This is a genomic window from Rhizobium sp. BR 362 (assembly GCF_036528765.1).
Taxonomy (GTDB): domain Bacteria; phylum Pseudomonadota; class Alphaproteobacteria; order Rhizobiales; family Rhizobiaceae; genus Rhizobium.
Map to the genome: position 1 here is coordinate 158,963 of NZ_JARWGH010000007.1, position 24,535 is coordinate 183,497.

Genomic DNA, 24,535 nt, shown 5'->3' on the forward strand with positions numbered 1-24,535 from the left:
TCCGCGTGCGGCTTTCGAGACTATATCGGTTCCTACTTTTCAATGCGCCAAGACCCATCCCAATCATCGGATGGCGGGTTTGTCTTCAGGCTTTCGATGCGAGCCAGCAGAGCCGAGGATGGTCCGTCGTCCGGTATGACTTCCAGCGACGCCTTGAGTGCGCGAAGCGCATCGTCCCATCGACGTTCGTGATATGCTGCAAGCCCTTCCCGATAGAAGTCCCGTGATGCCAGCCGCTCCGGCGTCAGTTCACCATTGCGTCCAAGCACTTCAAAAACGACCTCGGGACGGGTTTGGCCCGCGACTATGATCCGGTCGATTTCCCGAAACTCGAGTGCGCTGCCCGCCGCAGCGATTGTTTTTTCGCTGACAAGATTGCGGGTGCCGTAAACCTTGTTTGCGCCCTCCAAGCGCGAGGCGAGATTTACCACATCGCCCATCACTGTATAACTCATCATAATGTCGGAGCCGATACTTCCGACCAATGCCTCACCCGTCGCGACGCCTATCCGCAAATCGCATTTCTCCATCGGCGTGCCGCGGACGCCCAGCAAGTCGGGGATTTCCCGACGCAGCGTCTCAATGCGCTCAATCATTTCCAGCGCACCCAGACATGCAAATCGCGCGTGATCGGCCTCGTCGACGAACGGAGGCCCCCAATAGGCCATGATGCCGTCGCCAACATATTTGTCGATGATTCCGCGGTTGGTTCGAATAGGCTCGGACATGAGTGAAAAATAGCGATTCATGATCCGGACCAGACCTTGCGGTACCAAGCCTTCGCTCAGGCTCGTAAATCCCCTCAGATCGCAGAACATCACCGTCATCAACCGGCGCTGGCCTTCGGCTGCGGTTAGATTTGGCCGATCGATAAGACCTTCCACGACACGAGGATCAATATATTTGCCAAAAGTTTCCCTGACGCGCTGGTTGTCGCGCAACTGCACGACCATCCGGTTGAAGGCGGCCGCTAGTTCTCCAATTTCGTCTCGCGTGGTTACATCGATGGATTGATCGAGATGGCCGGCTTCGACGGCCCGTGTTCCCTCCAGCAGTCGCTTGAGTGAGCGAACGATGCCACCGCTTACAAGATTGGCGAAAATTAACCCGAGGACCGCGGCGAGCAGCGTCGCGATCGCAGAGATCAGGACCGCTCGAGACTGCTCTTTCCTAATCGTCGCGATGGCGCCATGGCTCACCTCCAGCATCTCCTTACGCAGGCCATCGATCCTTTGATCGAGTTCGTCACGTAGTGCGTCGACGCGCGGGAGGCGCTCTCTCACGCCGCCAAAGTCCCGCGCATCAAGGAGTGAAAGCAGTTCCGCCGTCTCCTGCTTCAGAAGGCTGCGACCGTCACTCATCAGGCTCTGGATGCGGCTCTCGATGCGTGCCAGCGCCGCATTGTCCGAAACCGTATTCGTATCTGCAATGATTGCATTGATGAGTTCGCGCGCAGCCTGCGCCTCGCGGTCGACTTCGGCGCCTTTAGCGTCGTACAACTGCTTGCGCAGCTTATACCCTATTTGATCGGGCGGCTCCTGCATCTTTGCGATCACCATGCGACGCAGCGCGAGAGCTCTTTCAAGCGACAGGGTATGGATCCGCGTCAAATGCTCGTTCGCCGGATTGTAGCTTGCCGTCAGTTCGTCGAGCAGATTACCCAGCCGCCCAACCATCACCATCGATAGTACCGAACTCGCCATCATGAGGACGATCAAGCCGGCAACAATCGCGACGATGCGCCTTCGGATCGATTGTTGGATCATCGAGCCGGAAAATTTTCTGATGTTCCGAAGAATGAGAGAATTTGAAATGTCCATCCCCCGCACGCCAACTTAAATCCGCCTGGAATGTCGTAACACAAAGCTGCTTATGGTTGAAGGAGAACCCAGAGGGTTGGCTCCAGCGACTAGTTCGAAAAAGGAGCGATTAAGCCCAGCTCCAACAATTTACCCGCCCCGGCCGTTTCACTCTTTTCGTCGGGACCGAAGCCGGCATAGGGTGGGCGGACCCAATTCAGACAAGGCTGACGCTTAATGGCAACGCACCGCTTTATCCCGACGGCCTATCACAACGTTATCGGCTCCCTTTCCCCGGCCTTGCACATCGCGGATAGCGACACGGTCATCACCGAAACGCTTGATGCCGCCGGCTATGACAAGGACGGCATCCAGAGGGCCTCGGGCCCCAATCCGATGAATGGTCCGATTTTTGTCGAAGGCGCGGAACGGGGCGATTCACTGAAGGTCGAAATCCTCGGCATGGTCCCGACGCGCGACACGGGCTTTACCCGAAGCGTCGTTGCTGGCAATGTCGTTGAGCCGGAAGACGTACGGACGCTGCCGCCGAGCGACAGGGCAATTTGGCAAATCGATCGTGAGGCGCTGACGGCCCGGCTTGCCGAGCCGGTCGCCGGCCTTCAGTCTTTCGTGCTGCCGCTGGCGCCGATGATCGGCTGCTTCGGGGTCGCCCCTTCCCTCGGCCAGGCCATATCCACTGCCACCAGCGGCGAATCCGGCGGCAATATGGACTATAGGCTGCTCGGACCCGGCACGACGATCTGGTTTCCAGTCTCGGCGGCAGGTGCCCTCTTCTTTCTTGGCGATTGCCATGCCGTGCAAGGCGACGGTGAGATCGTCGGGACCGGCATTGAGACGACCTTCGAAGTGACCGTGCGGCTCAGCGTCGAAAAGAAGAAGATCATCTGGCCGCGTGGCGAAACCGCAGATGACATTTTCACAATCGGCAATGCCCGGCCACTCGACCAGGCGCTACAGCATGCGACCAGCGAAATGCTTCGGTGGCTGACCTCCGACTACGGACTCGACAAGACTGCCGCCAGCCATCTGCTTGGCCAAGTCGTGCGTTATGACGTCGGCAATGTTTTCGATCCCGCCTATACGATGGCCTGCCGCGTGTCGAAGGCCTGGCTGCGGCGATAGCGATGCCTAAGAGCCCTTTTTCAGCGATCAACTCGCGTCAAGCGATTGATCCCGTCTTTGGCGTGACACGTTCATCTCCTGCCGCTCCTGCGCCATGCTGCTGACGGCGGCGCGCAGGTGCGGATGACGGGACATGAAGAGATTGAAATCTCGGCGTTCCAGAACCAGGAATTGACAGAAATCGACCGCCACCACGTCGGCGGTGCGGCGTGCGCCCGTCAGTACCGCGATTTCGCCGAAGAAAGCGCCGGCGCCGAGCGGAATTTCGTCGTCTTCGAGCTGTACCTCGACCGCGCCGGACGCGATGAAATACATGCTGTCGCCCCGGTCGCCGGTGCGGATGACACGGTCGCCCGGCGATGCCGACCTTGGCCGGAAGAGCAGCAGAAGTTCCTCTTGGGCATTGTCGTCGAGATCGGCGAACATCGGAAACGTGTCGATCAACTGCTCGATCTCAAGATGGTGCTGGCGGTCCCGCTCCTCGCGCTGCAGGCTGATGACCGCGAGGTCGCGGCAGAGGCGATCATGCTTTGCCGCACCATAGCCGGCCATGCGCACCGGCCACCGGGAAAAAGCCAATTTCTCCAGCCGCTCGCTGCCAAGAAAAACCAGCGGGTTGACCGTGATCGACAGAATGGCGCCGGCAAGGATGAGATCTTGCCCTTCGCGTGGCAGTAGTCCCAGCGAGACGCCGAGGCCGGCCAGTATGAAGGAAAACTCGCCGATCTGGGCAAGTCCCGCGGCGACGGCAAAACCCATGCCGGCGGGGTAACGCAACAGCAGCACGACGCAGAAGGCAATCAGCGACTTGCCGAGAATGATGAGGGCGAGGACCCCCAAGACCATCAGCGGTTCGCGTATCAGCACGGACGGATCGAAGAGCATGCCGACGGAAACGAAGAACAAGACCGAAAAGGCATTCTGCAACGGCAGGGAATCGGCCGCGGCCCGATGGCTGAGGTGGGACTCACTCATGATCAGGCCGGCGAAGAAGGCGCCGAGCGCGAAGGAAACGCCGAATATCTCCGCCGCCCCGAAGGCGATGCCGAGCGCGATGGCAAGGACGGAAAGAGTAAAGAGTTCGCGTGAGCCCGTCCGGGCGACGGAGGTCAGCAGCCAGGGAACGATCTTCGGGCCGATGAAGATCGCAACGGCGGCAAAAGCCGCCACCTTGACGAGGGTGATGGCGATAGTGAGCCCGATCGGTCCGCTGCTTGCGTGGGTGCCCACACTGTCATGGCCGCCAAGAACGCCGGCAAAGGCCGGCAATAACACGAGCGCCAGCACCATCGCCAAATCCTCGACGATCAGCCAGCCGATCGCGACGCGGCCATTGGCGGAACTGACCAGATTGCGCTCTTCCAGCGCCTTCAGCAGCACGACGGTACTGGCGACGGCGAGGCTCAAGCCGAAGACCAGGCCGGCCCCGATGCTCCAGCCCCACAGCGAGGTGAGGCCTATCCCTAATAGGGCCGCAATGCCGATTTGGCCGATGGCACCCGGGATAGCAACCCCGCGTACTGCAAGCAGATCAGCCGCCGAAAAATGCAGACCTACACCGAACATCAGGAGGATGACGCCAATCTCGGCAAGCTGCGACGCAAGAGCGGTATCGGCGACAAAACCCGGCGTCGACGAGCCGATCATAACGCCGGCAACGAGGTATCCGACGAGCGGCGGCAGATGCAGCCGGTCGGCGAGAAAGCCGAATATGGCCGCGAACACGAAACCGGCGGCAATCAGTGCTATCAATGCGACGTCGTGCGGCACGGTGGCCCTTCCCGCTTTCAGGCTTTACCGCCTCGTTCCCTCTATTCGATCCTAAGCTAGCATCGCTTTTGCAGGGACGTCTACCAGTGCGGGCACGATCCCGAACGGCGGATAGTGTTTTCAGACAGTTCATGCGCAGCTAAAATTCAAACCGCCGCGTCATTTTAGGCGCGCGACGGCAAAAGCGGATCCTTACTGATCCAAGACGATCTGCAGCTTGACGTCGCTCGGACGTGCTTCCACCGCGCGGTCGAAAGCTTCGATCGACTGCTCGAATTTGAAGGTTTCGGAGATCAGCGGCTTCAGATCGACGCGGCCGGACGCGATCAGCGCGATGGAGCGCTCATATTGATGCGCGTAGCGGAAGACGGTCTCGATGCGGATTTCCTTGGTCGATGCCGTCGAGACATCGAAACCGACCGGGGCGACCGGCAGACCGACGGCGACGACGACCCCGCCCGGGCGCGGCAGCTCCATCACCGTTTCCCAGGCCTTCGGTGAACCGGAACACTCGAATACGACATCGGCGCCCCAATCATCCGTCAGACGCCTGACCTCTTCGATCAGGTTCTTCTCGCGGATATTGACCGGGATCACGCCCTGATACTGAGCGGCGATGTCGAGTTTCGGCTGGGCAAGGTCGGCAACGATGGCGCGGGCGCAGCCGCCGGCAAGTGCCGCGATGGCGACCATGGTGCCGATCGGGCCGGCGCCAAGCACGACGGCGGTGTCGCCGGGCGTGATCTTCGCCTTCGTGGCCGCCTGCATGCCAACCGCGAAAGGCTCGACCATGGCGCCTTCTGCAAAGCTGACATTATCAGGCAGCTTGAAGGTATAATTGGCCGGATGCACGACGAAGGGCGTTAGGACACCGTGGATTGGCGGCGTCGCCCAGAAGGTGACGGCGGGATCGATATTGTACATGCCAAGGCGGCTGGCCTTGGAATTGTGGTCGGGAATGCCGGGTTCCATGCAAACACGATCGCCGACCTTCAAATGCGTGACACCGGCACCCACTTCGACGACGGTGCCGGCCGCCTCATGGCCGAGCACCATCGGCGCATTCACGATAAAGGGTCCGATGCGGCCGTGCGTATAATAATGCACGTCCGACCCGCAGACGCCGACGGTATGAATCTTGATTTTCACCTCGCCCCGCTCGACCTCCTGCGGCAGGTCGATATCGCGCAACGCCAGCTCATGCTGACGCTCCAGTACCAGGGCACGCATTTTGCTCATCACGTCTTTCCTCTGTTCGGAAGCAAATTCTTGTCCCCGCGCAGCCGCAAGAACACCCTCACCGGTTATATAGCCATGACCCTCGATACAAAATGATCTTCTGCGAAACCCGAGTCAGATCGCCCGTCACAGAAGGAACCTTTTGCCAATCCAATGCATTAGGCGGCACTTGTTAAAGGTCATTCTAGTATTAGTATTGACTAGAGCTTGATTTTGTTGCCTTTTAGCACGCACGGAACGGGAGGGCATGTAAATGGTATATGACTGGACCGGTCAGCGCACGCGCCGCTTAAAAATGTTGCGTGCCGCAAGCATAGCAGTGCTTCTTCTCCTTTTGATCGCAGTGCCTGCCGTACTTTTGCGCTATAATCTTATTCACTATCCTTATTGAGCCGAGAGCGACGACGCGTTTCACCTGCGCTCTCTTATTAAGGCGACCGTTCAGGCCGCCTTTTTCGCGTTCGACTTCGGCGTGCGCGAGACATTGTCTCCGGCTTTCCGATCGAGCGGCAGGCAGTCCAGAACGGCAAGCAGCGCGATGACGCCAAGCATGACGAAAGCCAGACGAAACTCGATGGCGGCAATCCCGTTGATGCCGACCGGTGCGCTGATTGCCTGACCGACGCGGATGCCGATGGCACCGACGGCGATTCCCATTCCCATGGTCACCTGAAAGGCCGTGCTGAACAGCGTATTCGCTCCCGTCATCTGCTGCTGCGGGATATCGGCAAAGGCAATGGTGTTCAGCGCCGTAAAATGCATCGAGCGGCACATGCCGCCGATGAACAGCACGGGGATGATGAACCAGAGCGGCGTATCGGCGGAAAATAGCGCGCAGGCGGCAATGAAGATCGCATTGAGGATGCCGTTGACCACCAGCACCGGCTTGAAGCCGAAGCGCCTGAGGATCGGCGTCGTGCCGGGCTTCATGGCCAGATTGCCAGCAAAGACCGCCAGCGTCAGCATGCCCGCATGAAAAGCGCTAAGCCCGAAGCCAACCTGGAACATCAGCGGCAGCAGGAAGGGCACGGCGCCGATGGCGATGCGAAACAGCGAGCCGCCGGAGATAGTGATGGCGAAGGTCTGATGTTTCAGCCCCACAAGATCGATCAGGGGATGGTCGGTTCGCAGAAAATGAAAGGTGGCCCACGCAAGCATCAGGAAGCCGATGACAACGTAACCCCAGGCTTCCAGCCAAACGGGATCGGGACGCCCGATCAGCTCCAGACCATACATCAGGCTCGCGAGCCCGATACCGCTGATGGCAAAGCCCGTCCAATCGAAAGGCGGCCGTGCGGCATTCTTGGTCTCCGGGATCAGCACGAGGGCAAAGATAAAGGCCACTATGCCGAGCGGCAGATTGAGGAAGAAGATCCAGCGCCAGCTCGCATGATCGGTGATGAAACCCCCGAGCGGCGGCCCCAGAATGGGTGCCACAAGGGCCGGCCAGGTGATCGTCGCGATCGCCGAGATCAATCGATCCTTCGGCGTATTGTTGAGAACCACGAGGCGGCCGACCGGCACCATCATCGCACCGCCGATGCCTTGCAGGATGCGCATGGCGACAAAAGAGCCGACGCCATTGGCAAAGCCACAGAGAACGGACGCCAAGGTGAATATGACGACCGCGGTGGTGAAAACCAGGCGTGCGCCGAACCGATCGCTGATCCAGCCGCTGATCGGAATGAATACGCCGAGCGTCAGCAGATAGGCGCTCATGCCGATATTGAGATCGACAGGACGAGCGCCGAAGGAAACGGCCATCTGCGGCAAGGCGGTGGCGATGACGGTGCCGTCCAGGTTTTCCATGAAAAAAGCGCCGGCCACGAGCAGCGCAATCTGCAGCGGCAGCGAGTTGGAAGCGTGCGCTCCCTGCCCTCGTTTGGGCGTGGAGATATCAGTCATTCACAAATTGCTCCGAATCCGCCTTTCATTCCTCGTCATCTAAACGGTTCGGAACCATTTGCGATAGACGAAATCGTCCTACCATTCGAGGAAGTGATCACGTTTCGCTTAACGACCCGATCAGAACTTGATCGGGATCTGCTGCCGGCAGTTCGGCGCCGGGCGGTCAGCCCGAGCAAAGCTTCCCGCTATAAATCGAGCCTGATTTCGGTTCGTTTTGCCGAACAAATCGCTCGATGTGGCTCTAGTAGGCATGCGTACGCAAGACATGGTAGAGTCATCCCGTCGAGATATGGCGCAATAAGAACGGCTGGATCGACACCGAGCAATTATGGACCGCTACGAGCAAACCAAAAATATCAGCATGAAGCCTCCAAGAGCCCGTCATAAGCTGAAGATTTCACTCGTATCGGCTCCTCAACAGGAATGAGAGTCCCGGATAATGAAATACGGCATTGGCGCAACGACTGCCTCTCGGCTTAGCCCGGAAACGAAACTGATCGTGACGCAGTCGCCATTCGATGCCTATGTGCGCAAGTATGGCACGATCCCGCGGCGGGGCGTCTTCGGCTATTTCGTGCATGAACTCGGCCGTCGTATCGTCGGCGGCGATCATCCGGTCGGCTCAACACTTCCGAACGAACCGGAACTCGTGGAGCAGTTCGGCATCAGCCGCACCGTGATCCGCGAAGCAATGAAATGCCTGGCCGGCAAAGGTCTGGTGGAGATCAAGACCCGCGTCGGCACGCGCGTCAAGGAACGCTCCAACTGGCACCATCTCGATACCGACGTCATGGTCTGGCACTACGAGACCGGCCCTTCCGTCGAGATCATGCGCTCGATCAAGGATCTCAGGCGGGTGTTGGAACCGGAAGCGACGGCCCGAGCCGCTGCGCGCGGCACGGCCGAGGATCTCGCCGCCATCGCCTCGGCCTATGACGACATGGTTTCCAGCATCGGCGACATCAACACCAATGCCGATGCCGACCTGCGCTTCCATACTGCGATCTTCGCCGCCACCCGCAATATGGTTTATGCGCAGCTCATCGATTTGATGGCCGTCGCGATCTACGCCAACCGAGCGCTTTCCAGTCATGACGAAGTGGCGGAAGGCCAGAAGCGGTCCCTGCCCTACCATAAGGATGTCCTGGACGCGATCGTCGCCCGCGATCCCGAGGCTGCGCTCAAGGCTTCGCACCGCCTGCTCGACGCTTGGCGTATCGATCGCTACGATTTCTAAGGCGGCAACGCCTTCACGCGCCGATCTTCAAGACGATCTTGCGGCCGGGATGCGGGCGCATACCTTCCAGCATCTCGTGCGCCAGCCTGACATCCGCAAAAGGCAGAACCGCGCCGATATTGGTGACGAGTTCGCCGGTGTCGAGCATCGCTGCAATCTCGGTCAAAGCAGCGGTCGTCACGTTGACAAGGAAGAAAGCGGCTTCCACGCCATACCGTTCGGCTTCCGCCTGATCCGGTTGCGAGACGGCCGAGATCAGCCTGCCGCCGGCGCGGAGCACCTGGAAGGACCGGGCCTGCGTCTCGCCGCCCACGAGATCGATGACCGCATCGACATCGTGAACCAGCTCTTCAAACGGTTCGTCACGCGGGATTACGCGGTCAGCACCGAGTTCCCGGACATGCTCGATATCGCGAGCGCTAGCGGTGGCGGTGATTTTCAGACCGGCGCGGCGGGCGAGTTGCACGGCATAGGCGCCGACATTGCCGGCGGCGCCGTGGATAAGCACAGATTGGCCACGCCGGAGTTTTGCCTGATCGAACAGCGCCTGCCATGCCGTCACCGCTATAACCGGAAGCGAAGCAGCCTCGACATCGTCGAGCCAAGCCGGCTTCTTGGCAATCATGCCGGCCGAAGCGACGGCATAGTCCACATAGGCACCGACGAAGCGCGGATTGGTGACCCCGAAGACAGCATCGCCGAGCGCGAATTCGCTTACTGCCGGACCGACCGCCTCGATGATGCCGGCAAGGTCCGAGCCGAGCGTCAGCGGCAAAGGTTGCGGTAGCGCGCTTTTGCCGGCGCGGATCCACCCGTCCCAAGGGCCGACGCCGGCTGCACCGACGCGGATCAGCACGTCGTCGTTGCCAGGCTGTGGGCGAGCGACTTCCTCGATGACAATGACATCGACGCCGCCGAATTCATGGACTCTTGCGGCCCGCATCCGCGGCGTTTCGGTGTTCGCATGTGTGTTCATGAGCTGCATTCCTTCGTGTTGATGCAAGCCATCTATGGCCTTTCATGACGGAGAAACTGCTGCAAACAAACGGATTTGATAACTGCTCTTAGGCCGGAGGGATCATTAAGCCAGAGCGGATAATCGCAAAACGACACCGGCGGAATATATCCGCCGGGCTTGTTCATAATCCAAGATATAGGCGAAAATTCAGTGCGTCATCGCCTCCTGCGCATCGGTCTTCGACAACTGCCTGCGGCCGGCATCGTGGGCGACCGGAATGAGCCAGGTGGTCATACAGGTCAGGACCGCGACCACGACGACGCCCCAGAAGCTCCAATGCAGGGCCGCATCGAAGACGCCGCGGATCGCGGGGTCGCTCGCAAGATCGGAAAGCCCCGTTGGCTGGTTCAGAACGTCGTGCAGCTTGGCAGCCAGATCGCCGCTGCCGAAATGGACGATGCCGATGTTGAGCACGGCGCCCAAGGCGGTCGCACCGAGTGTATTGCCGAGACTGCGCGAAAAGATGATCGATGCCGTGGCGCTGCCGCGCATCGACCATTCCACGCTCTCCTGCACGAGCACGATGCTGGTGAGGCTGATGAGGCCCATGCCGAAGCCCATCAGGAAAGAGCCGATACCGGCGAGAACCGGGCTGCTCTCCGGCGTCAGGAACAGAAGGAAGGCCGATCCGAAGGGGAACATGAAGCTGCCGACACGCAGCGTTCTGCGAATGCCGAAGGCGCGGAAGAAGCGGCTCGACAGCATGACCGCCAACGGCCAACCGACGATGAGCATCGTCAGCGTGAAGCCCGCCACCAGCGGGGAGCGTCCCAGCACACCCTGCACATAGATCGGCAGGATGGTCGTGAGGCCGATCAGCGCCATGCCCGCCAAAAGCGTGGCTGCATTGCTGGTCGCCACCAGCCGCCGGCCCCAGAGTTCGATCGAGATGATCGGCTCCGGCGCGCGCCGCTCTTGCAAAAGGAAGAGTACGCCGGTGACGACGAAGACGATCGCGAGCGGGCCGAGGATGCCAAAGCCTGAATTGGTTTCGGTGAGGATCACCAGCAACGAGATGATCGATATCGAAAAGAGGATCGTGCCGAGATAGTCGATCCTCGCCTCGCGCGGCGTGATCTGCTCGTGCAGGAAGAGCGTGAAGCCGATGATGGTGAGCACGCCGAATGGCAGGTTGATCCAGAAGATCCATGCCCAGGAGAGATTGTCGACGATGATGCCACCGGCAAGCGGACCGATGACGGCCGAGACCGCCCAGACGCTGGCGAGCACGCCCTGCACCTTGGCGCGCTCCTCCAGCTTGTAGAGATCGCCGACCACCGTCATCGTCACCGGCTGGATGGCTCCGGCCCCAAGGCCCTGCAGCAGCCGAAAGGCGATCAGCGAGACCATCGACCAGGCCAAGCCGGCCAGCGCCGAACCGACGAGAAAGATCAGAATGCCGCCGATCAGGATCGGCTTCCGCCCGAAGATGTCGGACAGCTTGCCATAGATTACCGTCGTCGTGGACTGCGCCAGGAGGAAGGCGGAGAAAACCCAGCTATAATAGGTGAAACCGCCAAGCTGGCCAACGATGCGCGGCATGGCGGTGGCAACGATCGTCGCCTCGACCGCTACCATGAAGGTCGCAAGCATGATCGAGACAATGACCAACGGACGTCTCGAGCGATCGGCCGTACTGGACATGACATTCCTTTCTGAATGTTCCGCCCGGCAGCAAACGCGCGCGGACCGTCGGGACGGCCATGGGCGAACAAAATTTTGGGATCAACGCCGGAGGATCAAACAACTACAGGGGCGTTGGCCTGCTGAACCATTATAGTAAGCATTGCATACTTACGCCAGCACATGTCAATCGTTTAACAAGGACACACCTTTCACGGCTGCGTGCTGCAAGCTATGCCTTAGCTGCGTGAGAAGCGAAGAACTTACGTCGCTGCGAAAATTTATTGCGATTGATTTGTTCATTTTCTGAACTTATCGTCACGCCGAATCGGGAGGCATTATCTCCCAGGCGGAACATCGAATTGCTTACCTCTTCGCAGCGGCAGCTCCTGCGCGTCATCAGCGAATCCGGCCCGCTCAGCCGGACGGTTCTTGCCGCGTCGCTGGGGGTTAGCAAGGCGACCATGAGCGGTATCGCCCGTGACCTGATTGCCTTGGGCATCCTGCACGAGACCGAGACGGTTTATGGCCAGGGCCGGCCCTCTATATTACTCGACCTGCATCCTGAAGGCGCCTTCTTCGTCGGGATTTCGTTGCTTGAAGATCCGGCGCCGATGGTTCTCAGCGATCTCAATGGCAAGATCATCGCTCGCGAGAACATGCCTCTGTCGCGCGATGCGGAGGTCATAGCGAGCGGGATTGCCGAGATGCTTCCTAAACTGCTGGCCGGCCGGCCGGACGTGGCGAAGAAATTGTCCGGCCTCGGTGTTGCGCTCTCTGGTTTTGTCGATGAGAAGCAGGCCAATTGCGTGCAATCCACCCTGCTCGGCTGGCAGGATGTGCCGCTTGCCAAAATCGTCCGGCAGAAAACCGGGATCGAAACCTTCATCGAAAACGACGCCAAGGCATTGGCCGTGAGCGAGAAACTCTTTGGCATCGCCCGCGACGTCAAGAATTTCAGCGTCGTCTCCTTCGGCGAGGGCATTGGCTGCGCCCATTTCATCCGCGGAAAGCTCTATCGCGGCAATCACGGCGGCGCCGGCGAAATCGCCCATTGCACGATAGAACCCAACGGCGCGTCCTGCCGCTGCGGCAAGCGCGGCTGTCTCGATACGGTCGCCTCGATAAAGGCGATCAAGGAAATGTCGAAGGCGGGAAGTCTCTCCTGCACTTCGCTCACCGAGCTGGAGCAGGAGGCATCGGCCGGCAACGTGGTCGCCATCCGCATTCTGCATCGGGCTGGCAGCGCCCTTGGACTGGCAATCGCTCATCTCATCCAGTTCAACGATCCTGGCATGATCCTGATCACCCATGTCGAAGGCAATTTCGACGGATTGTTCGGCACCGTGGTGCGGCAGGCGATCGAAGCCAATGTGCTGCCGCGCTATGCCGGTCAGACACCGGTCCGCACCCAACGCATCGATGGCGACATCTGGGCGCGGGGCGCGGCCAGCATTGCCGCCCATAATTTCCTGATTGGCCCCAACCGGAATTGAGGTTTTCCATGCGCATCGCTGTCGGTGGCATTCATATCGAATGCAGCACATACAATCCGGTTCTGAACGAAGAGAAGGATTTCCGCGTCCTACGCGGCGAGGAGCTGACGGCCGCACCCTATTTCGCGTTCCTCAAAGACTATGACGCCGAGTTCCTGCCGACGATCCATGCCAAGGCCATTGCCGGCGGTCCAGTCGCCCGCCGCACCTACGAGGCGTTCAAGGCGGAGTTCCTGGAACGGCTGAAGCCACTCTTGCCGCTTGATGGTCTCTACCTCGCCATGCACGGGGCGATGTATGTCGAGAGTATGGAGGATGCGGAGGGAGATTGGATCAGCGCCGCCCGCGCGCTGGTCGGAGACGACTGCATGCTTTCGGCGAGCTACGATCTGCATGGCAATGTCAGCCAGCGCATCATCGACGCATTGGACATGTATTCCACCTACCGGACGGCGCCGCATATCGACGTCGAGGAAACCATGCGCCGTGCGGTGGCAATGCTCACCAAAAGCCTGAAGATGGGCGTGAAGCCGCTATTGCTCTGGGCGCCTATCCCCGTCTTGCTGCCTGGCGAGCGCACCAGCACGGTCGATGAGCCCGCAAAAAGCCTTTACGATCTCCTGCCCGGTATCGACGCCACTGATGGTGTGTGGGATGCGTCGCTGATGGTCGGCTACGTCTGGGCCGACGAGCCTCGCGCTACGGCAGCCGCCATCCTGACCGGAACGGACCGCACCGTTCTCGAACGCGAAGCAAAGCGGCTGGCGCAGGCCTATTGGGATGTTCGCAAGGATTTTATTTTCGGCTGCGAGACCGGCTGGATCGAAGAGTGTGTCGCCAAGGCGATCGCCAGCCCGACGGCGCCAGTGGTGCTCGCGGAATCCGGCGATAACCCGACCGGTGGCGGTGTCGGCGACCGCGCCGATGTGCTGGCGGAACTGATTGCCAAAGGCGCCACCGGCGTCGTCTTCACCGGGATTGCCGACAAGGCGGCCACCGAAGCCTGCTATGCCGCCGGCGTTGGAGCCAGGCTCGACCTTGCTGTCGGCGCATCGCTGGACACCAAGGGCAGCAAACCCGTGACTGCTGCCTTCACCGTCAAGTTCCTGCTGAAGACCGACGACGCTACGGACAGGCAGGCAGTCGTCTCCGTCGGCGGCATCGATCTCGTGCTGTCGGCAAAACGGCGCCCCTATCACAACATCGCGGATTTCACGCGTCTCGGGCTCGATCCGCATTGCGCCAAGATCGTCGTCGTGAAGTCCGGTTATCTTTCTCCGGAGCTGGCTCCGATCGCCAATCCAAACCTGATGGCGCTGTCGCCCGGCGTCGTCGACCAGTTTGTCGAGCGCCTGCCGCGTCTGCGCAAGCAGAAGCCGACCTATCCATTCGACAAGGATTTTGCCTTTGCGCCCGAGGTGGCACTTTCGGCTCGTTCGGCACACCGCTGATTATCGTGACGCCGCGTAACGCAATCGTGCGGTTGACTTCAGCCGCTTCGCGCGTTGATATCGACGGCCTGTTTTCAAGATGATTTGGAGTGACTGCGATGACCGACACCGTACTCGATATACCGGTAAAGCGGATCGACGGCAGCGAGACGACGCTTGCCGACTATCGCGGCAAGGTGATCATGGTCGTCAACGTCGCCTCCAAATGCGGTCTGACGGTGCAATATGAGGGGCTGGAAAAGCTCTATGAGGACAAGCGCGACGACGGTCTCGTCATCGCCGGCTTTCCTGCCAATGATTTCAAAGGCCAGGAACCCGGCACGAACGACGAAATCCTGAACTTCTGCACTTTGACCTACGACGTGCAGTTCCCGATGTTCTCCAAGATCGCGGTGACCGGTGAAGAACGGCATCCGCTCTATAACAGCCTGATCGCCTCCGGCGTCGAGGCGACCGGTGACGGCCCGATGCGGGAACGCCTGGCAAAACACGGTCTCGAAACCGGACAGGATGGCGGCATCGTCTGGAACTTCGAAAAATTCCTGATCGGCCGGGACGGCAAGGTCGCCGCCCGCTTCGCACCTGACGTTACGGCGGACGATCCGCGCCTGCTCTCGGTCCTGGAAAAAGAGCTCGCCCGCGCCGGTTGAAGCACGACTTGGATTTCGAAAAATAAGATATAACCTCAAATGGTTATGTCCTCTGGCGGGCGGCAGTGCGAAGCATGCTTAGCCCGGTCGTATCATTGCCTCCCCTAGCGGCCGGGAGTATCTTCCCGCTTCCGAATATATCCGGACGGAACGCTGCATCAGTTCTGATGGGAGGAGGATGTTATGCGCGAACCTGATATGCAAAAACTTGACGCCCTGGTCGGACGCTTGATCGGCGATGTCGGCGCGGCGGTCTCGGGTGTGTTGGTGACACTCGGAGACCATTTGGGTCTGTTCAAAGCGATGGCGGATGGGACACCGATGACGTCGGCGGAGTTGGCCGACAAGGTGGGCGTGAAAGAACGCTATGTGCGTGAATGGCTGTCGGCACAGGCCGCCGCCGACTATGTCAGCTATGACGAAAAGACCGAGCGCTTCTATCTGACGCCCGAACAGGCGATGGTGTTTGCTGAGGAAAACAGCCCCGCCTTTTTCAACGGCGCCTTCGACGTCGTTCAGTCCATGTGGATGGACGAGCCGAAGATCGCAAATGCTTTCAAGACCGGCAGCGGCCTCGGTTGGCATGAACACAGCGCCTGCCTGTTCCGCGGCACGGAACGTTTCTTCCGGCCGGGTTACAACAGCCATCTCGTCTCGGAATGGATACCGGCGCTGGAGGGCATGCATGAAAAGCTTCAAGCCGGGGCGGCTGTTGCCGATGTCGGCTGCGGTCATGGTGCCTCGACCATCTTGATGGCGCAGGCCTATCCGAACTCGACCTTCTTCGGTTTCGATTACCATCTCCCCTCCATCGAGCGGGCGAAAGCCGCAGCCAAGGAGGCAGGTGTCGCCGGCCGCATCACCTTCGAGCAGGCGTCCGCCAAGGATTTCCCGGCTGCCGGCTATGATCTGGTAGCAATGTTCGATTGCCTGCACGACATGGGCGATCCCGTCGGTGCCGGCAAGCATGTCAGGGAAAGTCTTGCCGATGACGGCACCTGGATGATTGTCGAGCCTTTCGCGCATGATTGCCTGAAGGACAATCTCAATCCTGTCGGCCGCGTCTTCTACGGCGCCTCGACGATGATCTGCACGCCGGCTTCATTGTCGCAGGAAGTCGGGCTGGGCTTGGGCGCGCAAGCCGGTGAGATGAGGCTGCGCAAGGTCTGCATGGATGCGGGCTATTCGCATTTCCGCAAGGCAACCGAAACGCCGTTCAACATGGTCTTCGAAGTCAGAGCATGAAAACCGCGCCGCGCTCCATCCAACGCGCGGGCCAGATTGTGCTCTCATAGACGCTGACCGTCTTCGCCGAACAGGGATGCGAGCGCCGGCTGGAAATAGACCGGCTGCTCGCTCTCCAAGGCGACCTCTTCATCGGCATCGATGCGTACCGACATGGTCTCCTCGCCGATCTGGCCCCAGACCAGATTGTCCGAGCCCATGGGTTCGACGATGCTGAAGGTGGCCGGCAGGCTAGACATTCGGCCATTGGCGGCGGTGAATTGCATCTGTTCCGGCCGCACGCCGAGCGTTGCAAGCCGGCCGTCTCCGGGCGTCCCCGAGAATTCATAGCCATTTAGGTCGATCTTGCGTCCATCGGGCAGGATAAAGGCGGGTGTGCCGCCATTGCTCGCCACCTGCCCCGACAAAAAGTTCATTGACGGCGAGCCGACGAAACCGGCAACGAAACGGTTGACCGGCCGACGGTAAATTTCCTTCGGCGCGGCGAATTGCTGGATAACGCCGCCACTCATGACGGCGATACGATCGGCGAGCGTCAGCGCTTCGATCTGGTCGTGCGTCACGTAGATCATTGTCGAGCCGAGCCCCGCATGCAGGCGCTTAAGCTCGACACGCAATTCGGTGCGGAGTTTGGCATCGAGGTTGGAGAGCGGCTCGTCGAACAGAAAGACATCGACATCGCGCACCAGGGCACGGCCGATGGCGACGCGCTGTCGTTGGCCGCCGGAAAGTTCACCCGGCCGCCGCTTGCGCAACGGATCGATCTGCAGGATCTGCACGGCGCGGTTGACGCGCTCGGCGATCTCGTCCTTGCCCATGCCGGCAATGCGCAACCCGAAGGAAAGATTTCCCTCGACCGTCATCGTCGGATAGAGCGCATAGGATTGGAACACCATGCCGATGCCGCGGTCCTTCGGCTCCTCCCAGGTAACGTTCCTGTCACCGATCCAGATCTGGCCGCCGCTGATGTCGGTAAGGCCGGCGATGGCGTTGAGCAATGTGGACTTGCCGCAGCCGGACGGTCCGAGAAGAACGATGAACTCGCCCGACTGGATTTCAAGATTCAACGATTTCAGAACGCTGACGCTGCCGAAATCGATTGCAAGTTCGCGAATGGAAACATTGGCCATGAGCTACCCCTTGACTGCACCGGCGGTGATGCCGCGCACGAACCAGCGACCCGAACCGAAATAGACGATCAGCGGAACCAGGGCCGTAAGGATGGTCGCCGCCATGTTGACGTTGTAGAGCTTCTCGCCTTGGGTGGAGTTGACGATGTTGTTCAGCTGAACCGTCATCGGGAAGTTTTCCCGCCCGGCGAAGACCACGCCGAAGAGAAAGTCGTTCCAGATGCCGGTGACCTGCAGGATGGCCGCTACCACCAGGATCGGGATCGACATCGGGATCATCAGCCGGAAAAAGATCTGCCATAATCCCGCGCCGTCGACGCGCGCGGCCTTGAACAGTTCCATCGGCAGGCTCGAATAATAGTTGCGGAACAGCAGCGTCAGCACCGGCAGGCCGAAGACCGTGTGGGTGATGATGATGCATGGCAGCGTCGAATAGATGCCGACGCCGCGGTAGATGAGCACCAGCGGATAGATGAAGACTTGATAGGGAATGAAGGCGCCGAGCAGCAGGACGGCGAAGAGAACATTCGCCCCCCTCACCCGCCAGAAGGACAGCGCATAGCCGGTCAGCGACGAGATGAAGATGGAGAGTATCATGCTCGGTATCAGGATTTTCACCGAATTCCAGAAGCCGACGCTGATACCGCCGCACTCAAGGCCGGTACAAGCCGTGCTCCATGCCTGCACCCAGGCTTCGCCTGTCCAGACCTGCGGGAAGGCAAAGATATTGCCTTGGCGGATCTCCGGCATGGATTTCAGCGAAGTGACGATCATCACATAGAGCGGCAGCAGGAAGAACAGAGCCGCAATGACGAGGAAAGCGTAAAGGCCGATGCGCGCCGGAGACAGATGCTGCGGCTTGCGCCCGGCCGGGCCATCCATGGCGACTGGGACGGAGGATGGTATTGTCATCAGTTCCCCCTCGGTTTTTCACGGAAATATTCGTAATAGAGCCACGGCGTGACCAGGATGACCACGGTGATGAACATGACGGTCGAGGCCCCGGTCGCAAGACCGATATTGCCGCGGCCGAAGAGGTAATCCATGATGAATTTTCCCGGCACCTCGGTCGATATTCCCGGCCCGCCGCCGGTCGTGGCCAGCACCAGTTCGTAGACCCTGACGACGGCGATCGCCAGAAGCACGCTGGCGGTGATGATGGTCGGCCTCAGGATCGGAATGACGATGTGGAGATAGACGCGCCACGCCGGTACGCCGTCGATGCGCGTTGCCTTCCAGAGTTCCCGATCCACCCCTCGCAATCCCGCCAGCATGATCGCCATCACCAATCCGGACGACTGCCAGATGCCGGCAAGCACGATGACATAGAGCGCGAGATCGCTTTGGACGATCCAGTCGAAGCGGATCCAAGTGAAGCCGATGCTGTCGGCGACCTTCTGCAGGCCGAGCGTCGGGTTCATGATCCACTGCCAGACAAGCCCGGTAACGATGAAGGACATTGCGAAGGGATAGAGAAAGATCGTCCGGAAGGTATTTTCGAAGCGGACCTTCTGATCGAGCGCGACAGCCAGAAGAAAACCGAGGATCAGGCAGCCGGCGATGAAGAGTACGCCGAAAACGACGACATTCTGCAGTGACAGCAGCCAGCGCGCCGTCGTGAACAATCGTTCGTACTGCTTGGTGCCGACAAAGATGTTGACCGGCAGCACCTTGCTGTCCGTGAACGATATCCAGATGTTCCAGACAACCGTCACCACATAGGCGAGCAGGACGATGATAAAGGCTGGGAACAGGGCGACATAGGCGGAAAGATGCCGCTTCTTCCTGGTGGCAGTCGTCCCGGCACCGGCCCCAGCAATGGTCCCGGCAGCGGTTTCGGGGGTACTCATGGCTTCAGCTCCTCCTCAGCATTCATGGGAACCGGCGGCAGGTGGGCTCCTGCCGCCGCATGGATGTCGGATGAGGCTTACTTCGCCTGTTCGATGACCTGTGCGAACTGGTCGGCGAACTGGTCGGCTGTCATGCTCGGGGTCGTCCAATACTGGGCGACGAGATCCTGTTCGGTCTGAACGATGTCCTGAGCCGTGAGCACGTCCGGCGCAAGGATCTGACGGCTCGGATCCTTGAGGGCGGTCAGGCCTTTCTGGGCGCAGGCGTCAAGCTTCGAGGTATCGACGTCGAGGCGCACCGGCACGGAGCCCTTCTTCGAGTTGAAGGCGAGCTGGCCTTCCTTGGACATGATCACAGTCGCAAGCAGCGTCTGCGCATCGGTCGCCGCCTTGTCCTTCAGGACCGGGAAGACGAAGATGTCGCCGCCCATCATGAAGTTGGATTCACCCGGTCCGAGGATGCAGCCGAAATCCTTGTCGGCGACCATGTTGGCATGGATGAACTCGCCCTTGGCCCAGTCGCCCATGAACTGAATACCGGCCTTGCCATCGATCAGCATGCCGGTCGCCACGTTCCAGTCGCGGTTCGGGCTACCCGGGTCCTGATAGTTGCGCAGCTTGGCGAAGACTTCGGCCACGTGCTTGAACTTGTCGGACTTAACGGCATCGGTGTCGAGATCCTTCCAGACCTTGCTGTAAAGGTCCTTGCCGCCCTCACCCAGCAGGATGGAGTTGAACATCGACTGAAGCTGCCAGGGCTGGCCACCGACGGCAACAGGGATCAGGCCGGCGGCCTTGATCTTGTCGAGGGCGGCAAACATTTCATCCCAGGTTTTTGGCTCTTCGGTCACGCCGGCTTTCTTGAAGGCGGCCTTGGAATAGAAGATCCAGTTCTGCCCGTGGTCGTTGATCGGTGCGCCATAGATATGATCCTGATACTGGATGGCATTGTAGAAGGCCGGCGTCAGAGCCGATTTCCAGTCCTGTTCTTTGGCAAGATCGTCGAGCGGACGCAGCAGGCCCTGCTGGGCCAGATCGTTCATCTGCGTGCCGGTGTTGAACTGCATAGCTGTCGGCGGGTTACCGCCGATGATGCGGTTGATGCCGATCGGACGTGCGGTCGAGCCGGACCCCGCGATCGCGGTGTCCACCCATTGGCCACCGGCGGCGTTGAATGCATTGGCCAGTTCGCGCACCGCGGCGGCTTCGCCACCGGACGTCCACCAGTGCAGGACCTCGGCTCTCTTTCCCTCAGCCTGAGCGCCGGTAACGCCGACTGCGATCAGCGCCGTGGCGCCAACCAATGCCATTAACAATCCACGCATATGCTCCTCCTCCTTTAATGGCGTTCTTTTGAACGCCTGTATTTCAGCCGCCGCAGTCTTACGACCATCGGGTGCCGAATGCTGTTCATCCTCCTGAACCGCGCCGCCGGGCCTCCATTCCCTGCGGCGAACGGGCAATGCTTCCTCGGCATCGCCCGTCCGTCAAGCATGCAGTCTAGGAGGACTGCCAATTCTCCTAACTCTCTATAACCCAGCCTATGCGAAACGTCCCTCATTAATTGTGCGCGGGATCGGATCCGGCCGGCCGCAGCTGCTGTGGATTGCAACCGTCTTGCGCGATTGTGCCGAACGCTCGAACGCCGTCATTACCTCTAGCGCGTGAAAGGCAAGTTCCGAGGATACGCGATGCTGGCGCCCGGCGCGAAGGGAATCTACCATTTCGGCCGCGCCCAAACCACGCAGTCCGAGATGCCCCGGCACACCTTCCGTATAGGGATGATCGACCGGAATCTCTTCCCAAGTTTCACCGCTATCGCGGAATATTTCAACCTTACCGGTAAAGTTGTTCGGGTCCGGAGTTATCACGCTTCCTTCCGAGCCGTAAATCTCGATCTGATTGTGCTTGTGTTTGATGACATCGAAACTCGTGGCAATGGTGATCGTCGCGCCGCAGTGAAACTCCATCACACCGGTCAGATGCGTCGGCACCAGCACCTTGATCGTCTCGCCGCGGCGCGGATCGGTCTTCACCTCGCGTTCTATGCGGGTGATCTTGGCGGTGCCGAAAACTTCACGTACCGGACCGAGCAATGCGATCAGGTTGGTGACGTAATAGGGACCAACATCGAGCATCGGTCCGCCGCCGCGGCCGTAGAAGAAGGCCGGGTTCGGATGCCAATGCTCATGGCCGGGCAGAAGCAGCATGGCGGTGGCCGACACTGCCTTGCCGATGCGACCCTCATCGTATAGGCGGCGCGTCAACTGATGGCCACCGCCGAGGAAGGTGTCGGGCGCACAGCCGAGGCGCAGGTCGCCGGCGCGAGCGATCGACATCAGGTCCTCGGCTTCCGACATGCTTATGCCAAGCGGCTTTTCCGAATAGACATGCTTGCCAGCAAAAAGCGCCTTCTTGCTGATCGAGTAATGCGAGACCGGCGTCGTCAGGTTGATGATCAGGCCGATTTCCGGGTCGGCAAGCATGGCATCGAGCGAGACTGCCTCTATGCCGAATTGGGCGGCAAGCTTTTGTGCCGGCCCCTCATAGAGGTCATGGATCGACTTGACGCGGATGAAATCGAACAGATGCAGGGTTGCGACATAGGTGGCGCTGATATTTCCGGCGCCGACGATGCCGACTTTCATGGGTGCGGTGCTCATGAATATGGCCTCTAGGAAATGGTAATGTTGAGTTCAGCGGCGGCGTCGCGCAGATAGTTCATGCCACGTCGCATCTCCTGATCGAATTCGGGCGTTGCCTCGCGGAAATGCATCCAGTGCGATGCGCCGGGTGCATCCTCCAGCTCCAGCGTGATTGGGCCGGAATAGCCGATCGCCTGCAGTGCGGCGAAGATCGCCTTCCAGTCGATCTTGCCGCGGCCCGGACGCCAATGGGCGTTGGTGTGGCCTTCATTGTCGGAGAAATGCGTGTTGAAGATGCGGTCGCCGAGCGCCAGCACGACATAATGCGGCATATCGCCGGCCGGGAAGAGATGGCTGGGATCGAAATTCAGACCCAGATTCGAGGCGCCGGTGCGTTCGATCAGTCGCAGCATGCCCTGGCCGGAGCTGATCCAGCGATAGGGATGCGGCTCGATCGCGACGCGCAAGCCGGCTGAGCCGGCGATTTCACATGCCTTAGCAAAGCCGTCGACGACGGCATTGTATTCCGCTGTCCAGTTCCATTGCGGCTCGACGGCGGCCGTCCATTCCTGCGAAATCGGCCGCTGCAGGATCGGCCTCACGTCGGATTGGAATGGATAGGGTGTCATGCTGGTCATGATCGGCGCGCCGATTTCGGCCGCGACTTCGACGCCGCGCTTGTAGCCGTCGAGATCGACAGTGGAAAAAGCCGCACCCGCCTGCCGGCTGAAAGGCAGGTTGAAGAAGAAATTAGTGAGCGTCAGTCCCTCGCCTTCGGCGATCCCTTTCAGGTCGCGGATCGTCGCCGGCGTATAGTAGTCCAGCATATCGACAGACCAGGCAGTGAGCTCGAAGCCCTTGCAGCCGGTCCGCGCGAGACGCTTGAGCGGTGCCTCATAAGGCGGGTTCCAGTTGAATGTCCAAATTGGTGATCCGAAAAAAAGCGAGCCTGTGCCCACGGCATTCCTCCCATGGAATGCGGGTGCCCTACGCGCTGCGAGGCTCCCGTTCTCTTGCTGACATTCATTGCCGAGCAAAGCCTCTCAACCCCTTCGATCGACAATTCGTAACGTTACGAATGAGCTATAAGTAAGTTTCTGTCAAGCGCCCGCTTTCAATCGATTACCTTGGGATTCCCTTCCCTGATCTGAAATGACAACGTTACGAATGGCTTCGACAGATCACTTGATGCCTCGAAGCAAATTGAAATTCACGGGGACAGCGTCTGACTGTCGTGATCGATGAATTCGGCATGGACCAGCTCGCGCAGATCCGCCGGATCATCGCCGCCAATTGCGCGATGTAACAGGGAGGCCAAGCGCTCCCCGATGATATAATTGGAATAATAGAATGCACTGAGCGGCGGATTGAAGAAATCGTGCAGTCGGGTGCCGCCATAGGTGATCAATCCGAAATCCTTCCCCGCATGCCGGCCCGCCTCGCGCAGCCCAGCGAGAAAGCCGAGAGCGGCCTCCTCACTGGCGACGAAGGCGCCGGTCGCCTGCGGATGCCAGGCGATGATGTTTTTTGCGAACTCCTGGCCGCTGTCCGGCGTCGTTGCGGCAAAATGGATGAGGTCGTCGGGAACAGCGAGATTGCGCGCCGTAAAGGTCTTGCTCCAGCCTTTGACGAATTGCAGGCTGTAGGTGAACTGGCTGGACGGTGCGATCAGGAGAGGCCGGCGATGGCCGGCATCAAGGAGCAGCCGCGCCGCTTCCGCACCGATCATCTCGTGATCGAGATCGACGCTCGGGTGGATGCTTAAGAGCTCGGTACGCCCGAAGGTGACGAAGGGCGTGCCGACCTCGAGCAGATATTTGACGCGATCGTCCTGCGGCTTCGTATGAGTGATGATGACGCCATCGACGGAGCCCTCTTCGACGAGATCGCGAACCGTCGCTAAGGGATCGTCCGCTTGCAATTGCGGTACGACGGTGGTTCGATAGCCGCAGCCTTTCATATGGCGCGACACGCCTTCGACCAGCGAGGCGACGACGATGTTCATTTCGCCTTCGCGCTCGAAAGGCAGCACGATGCCGATCGCATGAGTCTTGCCGGTCCGAAGATTGAGGCCGCCGAGATTTGGACGATACCCGAGTTCGCTTGCGACCCGCTTCACGAGCTCGATCGTTTCGCGATTGACTTCAGGGCCTTCCTTCAGCGCACGGCTGACGGTGGTGATCGAAAGGCCAAGTGTGGTTGCGACCGTGCGCAATGTCACCCGCTGACCCGCATCACGCCGCAACCCACGCCTGATCCCCGATCCCTGCATGCTGGACAAATCCCTTCGCACCATCTCGCCCGTCCGACAATGCCCGCTGCCGAATGCGC

General features: G+C 59.9%; 19 protein-coding genes. 6 read left to right on the plus strand and 13 right to left on the minus strand.

Going from position 1 to position 24,535, the window contains the following annotated elements; all coding sequences use genetic code 11:
• Nucleotides 1-32: 32 nt before the first annotated feature.
• Nucleotides 33-1,820 (minus strand): adenylate/guanylate cyclase domain-containing protein, encoded by a 1,788-nt coding sequence (locus QDY28_RS12910; RefSeq protein WP_331382077.1) that lies wholly within the window; start codon nucleotides 1,818-1,820, stop codon nucleotides 33-35.
• 216 nt (nucleotides 1,821-2,036) lie between these two features.
• Between QDY28_RS12910 and QDY28_RS12915 the strand changes: the two genes are divergently transcribed.
• Complete coding sequence (locus QDY28_RS12915) at nucleotides 2,037-2,942, plus strand: acetamidase/formamidase family protein (protein ID WP_331382078.1); 906 nt, start codon at nucleotides 2,037-2,039, stop codon at nucleotides 2,940-2,942.
• 27 nt (nucleotides 2,943-2,969) lie between these two features.
• Here QDY28_RS12915 and QDY28_RS12920 read toward each other — a convergent pair whose 3' ends face one another.
• The 3 genes from QDY28_RS12920 to QDY28_RS12930 all read right to left on the minus strand — a co-directional run bounded on the left by QDY28_RS12920 (nucleotide 2,970) and on the right by QDY28_RS12930 (nucleotide 7,856).
• Nucleotides 2,970-4,712, minus strand: coding sequence for a cation:proton antiporter domain-containing protein (locus QDY28_RS12920; RefSeq protein WP_331382079.1), 1,743 nt, complete (start codon nucleotides 4,710-4,712; stop codon nucleotides 2,970-2,972).
• 192 nt (nucleotides 4,713-4,904) lie between these two features.
• Nucleotides 4,905-5,951, minus strand: a complete 1,047-nt coding sequence (locus QDY28_RS12925) for an NAD(P)-dependent alcohol dehydrogenase (RefSeq protein WP_331382080.1) — start codon at nucleotides 5,949-5,951, stop codon at nucleotides 4,905-4,907.
• 441 nt (nucleotides 5,952-6,392) lie between these two features.
• Entirely contained in the window at nucleotides 6,393-7,856 is a 1,464-nt protein-coding gene (locus QDY28_RS12930; RefSeq protein WP_331382081.1) for an MFS transporter, read from the minus strand.
• Nucleotides 7,857-8,298: 442 nt separating this feature from the next.
• On the opposite strand from QDY28_RS12930, the gene QDY28_RS12935 reads away from it, so the two are divergent.
• A complete protein-coding gene (locus QDY28_RS12935; RefSeq protein WP_331382082.1) occupies nucleotides 8,299-9,096 on the plus strand; it encodes a FadR/GntR family transcriptional regulator in 798 nt (265 codons plus the stop codon).
• 13 nt (nucleotides 9,097-9,109) lie between these two features.
• Here QDY28_RS12935 and QDY28_RS12940 read toward each other — a convergent pair whose 3' ends face one another.
• Complete coding sequence (locus tag QDY28_RS12940; protein ID WP_331382238.1) at nucleotides 9,110-10,039, minus strand: NADP-dependent oxidoreductase; 930 nt, start codon at nucleotides 10,037-10,039, stop codon at nucleotides 9,110-9,112.
• A gap of 222 nt (nucleotides 10,040-10,261) precedes the next feature.
• Complete coding sequence (locus QDY28_RS12945; protein WP_331382083.1) at nucleotides 10,262-11,758, minus strand: MDR family MFS transporter; 1,497 nt, start codon at nucleotides 11,756-11,758, stop codon at nucleotides 10,262-10,264.
• Between the two features lie 341 nt (nucleotides 11,759-12,099).
• On the opposite strand from QDY28_RS12945, the gene QDY28_RS12950 reads away from it, so the two are divergent.
• The 4 genes from QDY28_RS12950 (at nucleotide 12,100) to QDY28_RS12965 (ending at nucleotide 16,579) form a co-directional block, all read left to right on the plus strand.
• A complete protein-coding gene (locus QDY28_RS12950; protein ID WP_331382084.1) occupies nucleotides 12,100-13,233 on the plus strand; it encodes an ROK family transcriptional regulator in 1,134 nt (377 codons plus the stop codon).
• Between the two features lie 8 nt (nucleotides 13,234-13,241).
• A complete protein-coding gene (locus QDY28_RS12955; RefSeq protein WP_331382085.1) occupies nucleotides 13,242-14,684 on the plus strand; it encodes a M81 family metallopeptidase in 1,443 nt (480 codons plus the stop codon).
• A gap of 98 nt (nucleotides 14,685-14,782) precedes the next feature.
• Nucleotides 14,783-15,334, plus strand: a complete 552-nt coding sequence (locus QDY28_RS12960; RefSeq protein ID WP_331382086.1) for a glutathione peroxidase — start codon at nucleotides 14,783-14,785, stop codon at nucleotides 15,332-15,334.
• Between the two features lie 183 nt (nucleotides 15,335-15,517).
• On the plus strand, nucleotides 15,518-16,579 hold the full coding sequence (locus tag QDY28_RS12965; protein WP_331382087.1) for a class I SAM-dependent methyltransferase: 1,062 nt from the start codon (nucleotides 15,518-15,520) through the stop codon (nucleotides 16,577-16,579).
• Nucleotides 16,580-16,623: 44 nt separating this feature from the next.
• Here QDY28_RS12965 and QDY28_RS12970 read toward each other — a convergent pair whose 3' ends face one another.
• From QDY28_RS12970 to QDY28_RS13000, 7 genes are all read right to left on the minus strand, one after another.
• A complete protein-coding gene (locus QDY28_RS12970; protein ID WP_331382088.1) occupies nucleotides 16,624-17,709 on the minus strand; it encodes an ABC transporter ATP-binding protein in 1,086 nt (361 codons plus the stop codon).
• Nucleotides 17,710-17,712: 3 nt separating this feature from the next.
• Nucleotides 17,713-18,621, minus strand: a complete 909-nt coding sequence (locus tag QDY28_RS12975; RefSeq protein WP_331382089.1) for a carbohydrate ABC transporter permease — start codon at nucleotides 18,619-18,621, stop codon at nucleotides 17,713-17,715.
• Nucleotides 18,621-19,559: a carbohydrate ABC transporter permease gene (locus tag QDY28_RS12980; protein ID WP_331382090.1), complete on the minus strand. Its 939-nt coding sequence runs from the start codon at nucleotides 19,557-19,559 to the stop codon at nucleotides 18,621-18,623. Before QDY28_RS12980 ends, QDY28_RS12975 begins: the two co-directional genes overlap by 1 nt.
• Before the next feature lie 77 nt (nucleotides 19,560-19,636).
• Nucleotides 19,637-20,884: an ABC transporter substrate-binding protein gene (locus tag QDY28_RS12985; protein ID WP_331382091.1), complete on the minus strand. Its 1,248-nt coding sequence runs from the start codon at nucleotides 20,882-20,884 to the stop codon at nucleotides 19,637-19,639.
• Between the two features lie 216 nt (nucleotides 20,885-21,100).
• Entirely contained in the window at nucleotides 21,101-22,222 is a 1,122-nt protein-coding gene (locus tag QDY28_RS12990; protein WP_331382092.1) for a Gfo/Idh/MocA family protein, read from the minus strand.
• A gap of 11 nt (nucleotides 22,223-22,233) precedes the next feature.
• On the minus strand, nucleotides 22,234-23,163 hold the full coding sequence (locus QDY28_RS12995; protein ID WP_331382093.1) for a sugar phosphate isomerase/epimerase family protein: 930 nt from the start codon (nucleotides 23,161-23,163) through the stop codon (nucleotides 22,234-22,236).
• A gap of 251 nt (nucleotides 23,164-23,414) precedes the next feature.
• The gene (locus QDY28_RS13000) at nucleotides 23,415-24,476 is read right to left on the minus strand and encodes a substrate-binding domain-containing protein (RefSeq protein ID WP_331382094.1); all 1,062 of its coding nucleotides are present in this window, start codon (nucleotides 24,474-24,476) and stop codon (nucleotides 23,415-23,417) included.
• Nucleotides 24,477-24,535 lie beyond the last annotated feature (59 nt).

Coding starts and splice junctions, on each gene's coding strand:
- QDY28_RS12940 (WP_331382238.1), bottom strand. CDS start 10,039: ATGCGGGCCGCAAGAGTCCATGAATTCGGCGGCGTCGATGTCATTGTC.
- QDY28_RS12945 (WP_331382083.1), bottom strand. CDS start 11,758: ATGTCCAGTACGGCCGATCGCTCGAGACGTCCGTTGGTCATTGTCTCG.
- QDY28_RS12925 (WP_331382080.1), bottom strand. CDS start 5,951: ATGAGCAAAATGCGTGCCCTGGTACTGGAGCGTCAGCATGAGCTGGCG.
- QDY28_RS12915 (WP_331382078.1), top strand. CDS start 2,037: ATGGCAACGCACCGCTTTATCCCGACGGCCTATCACAACGTTATCGGC.
- QDY28_RS12975 (WP_331382089.1), bottom strand. CDS start 18,621: ATGACAATACCATCCTCCGTCCCAGTCGCCATGGATGGCCCGGCCGGG.
- QDY28_RS12970 (WP_331382088.1), bottom strand. CDS start 17,709: ATGGCCAATGTTTCCATTCGCGAACTTGCAATCGATTTCGGCAGCGTC.
- QDY28_RS12935 (WP_331382082.1), top strand. CDS start 8,299: ATGAAATACGGCATTGGCGCAACGACTGCCTCTCGGCTTAGCCCGGAA.
- QDY28_RS12965 (WP_331382087.1), top strand. CDS start 15,518: ATGCGCGAACCTGATATGCAAAAACTTGACGCCCTGGTCGGACGCTTG.
- QDY28_RS12985 (WP_331382091.1), bottom strand. CDS start 20,884: ATGCGTGGATTGTTAATGGCATTGGTTGGCGCCACGGCGCTGATCGCA.
- QDY28_RS13000 (WP_331382094.1), bottom strand. CDS start 24,476: ATGCAGGGATCGGGGATCAGGCGTGGGTTGCGGCGTGATGCGGGTCAG.
- QDY28_RS12960 (WP_331382086.1), top strand. CDS start 14,783: ATGACCGACACCGTACTCGATATACCGGTAAAGCGGATCGACGGCAGC.
- QDY28_RS12955 (WP_331382085.1), top strand. CDS start 13,242: ATGCGCATCGCTGTCGGTGGCATTCATATCGAATGCAGCACATACAAT.
- QDY28_RS12930 (WP_331382081.1), bottom strand. CDS start 7,856: ATGACTGATATCTCCACGCCCAAACGAGGGCAGGGAGCGCACGCTTCC.
- QDY28_RS12980 (WP_331382090.1), bottom strand. CDS start 19,559: ATGAGTACCCCCGAAACCGCTGCCGGGACCATTGCTGGGGCCGGTGCC.
- QDY28_RS12910 (WP_331382077.1), bottom strand. CDS start 1,820: ATGGACATTTCAAATTCTCTCATTCTTCGGAACATCAGAAAATTTTCC.
- QDY28_RS12990 (WP_331382092.1), bottom strand. CDS start 22,222: ATGAGCACCGCACCCATGAAAGTCGGCATCGTCGGCGCCGGAAATATC.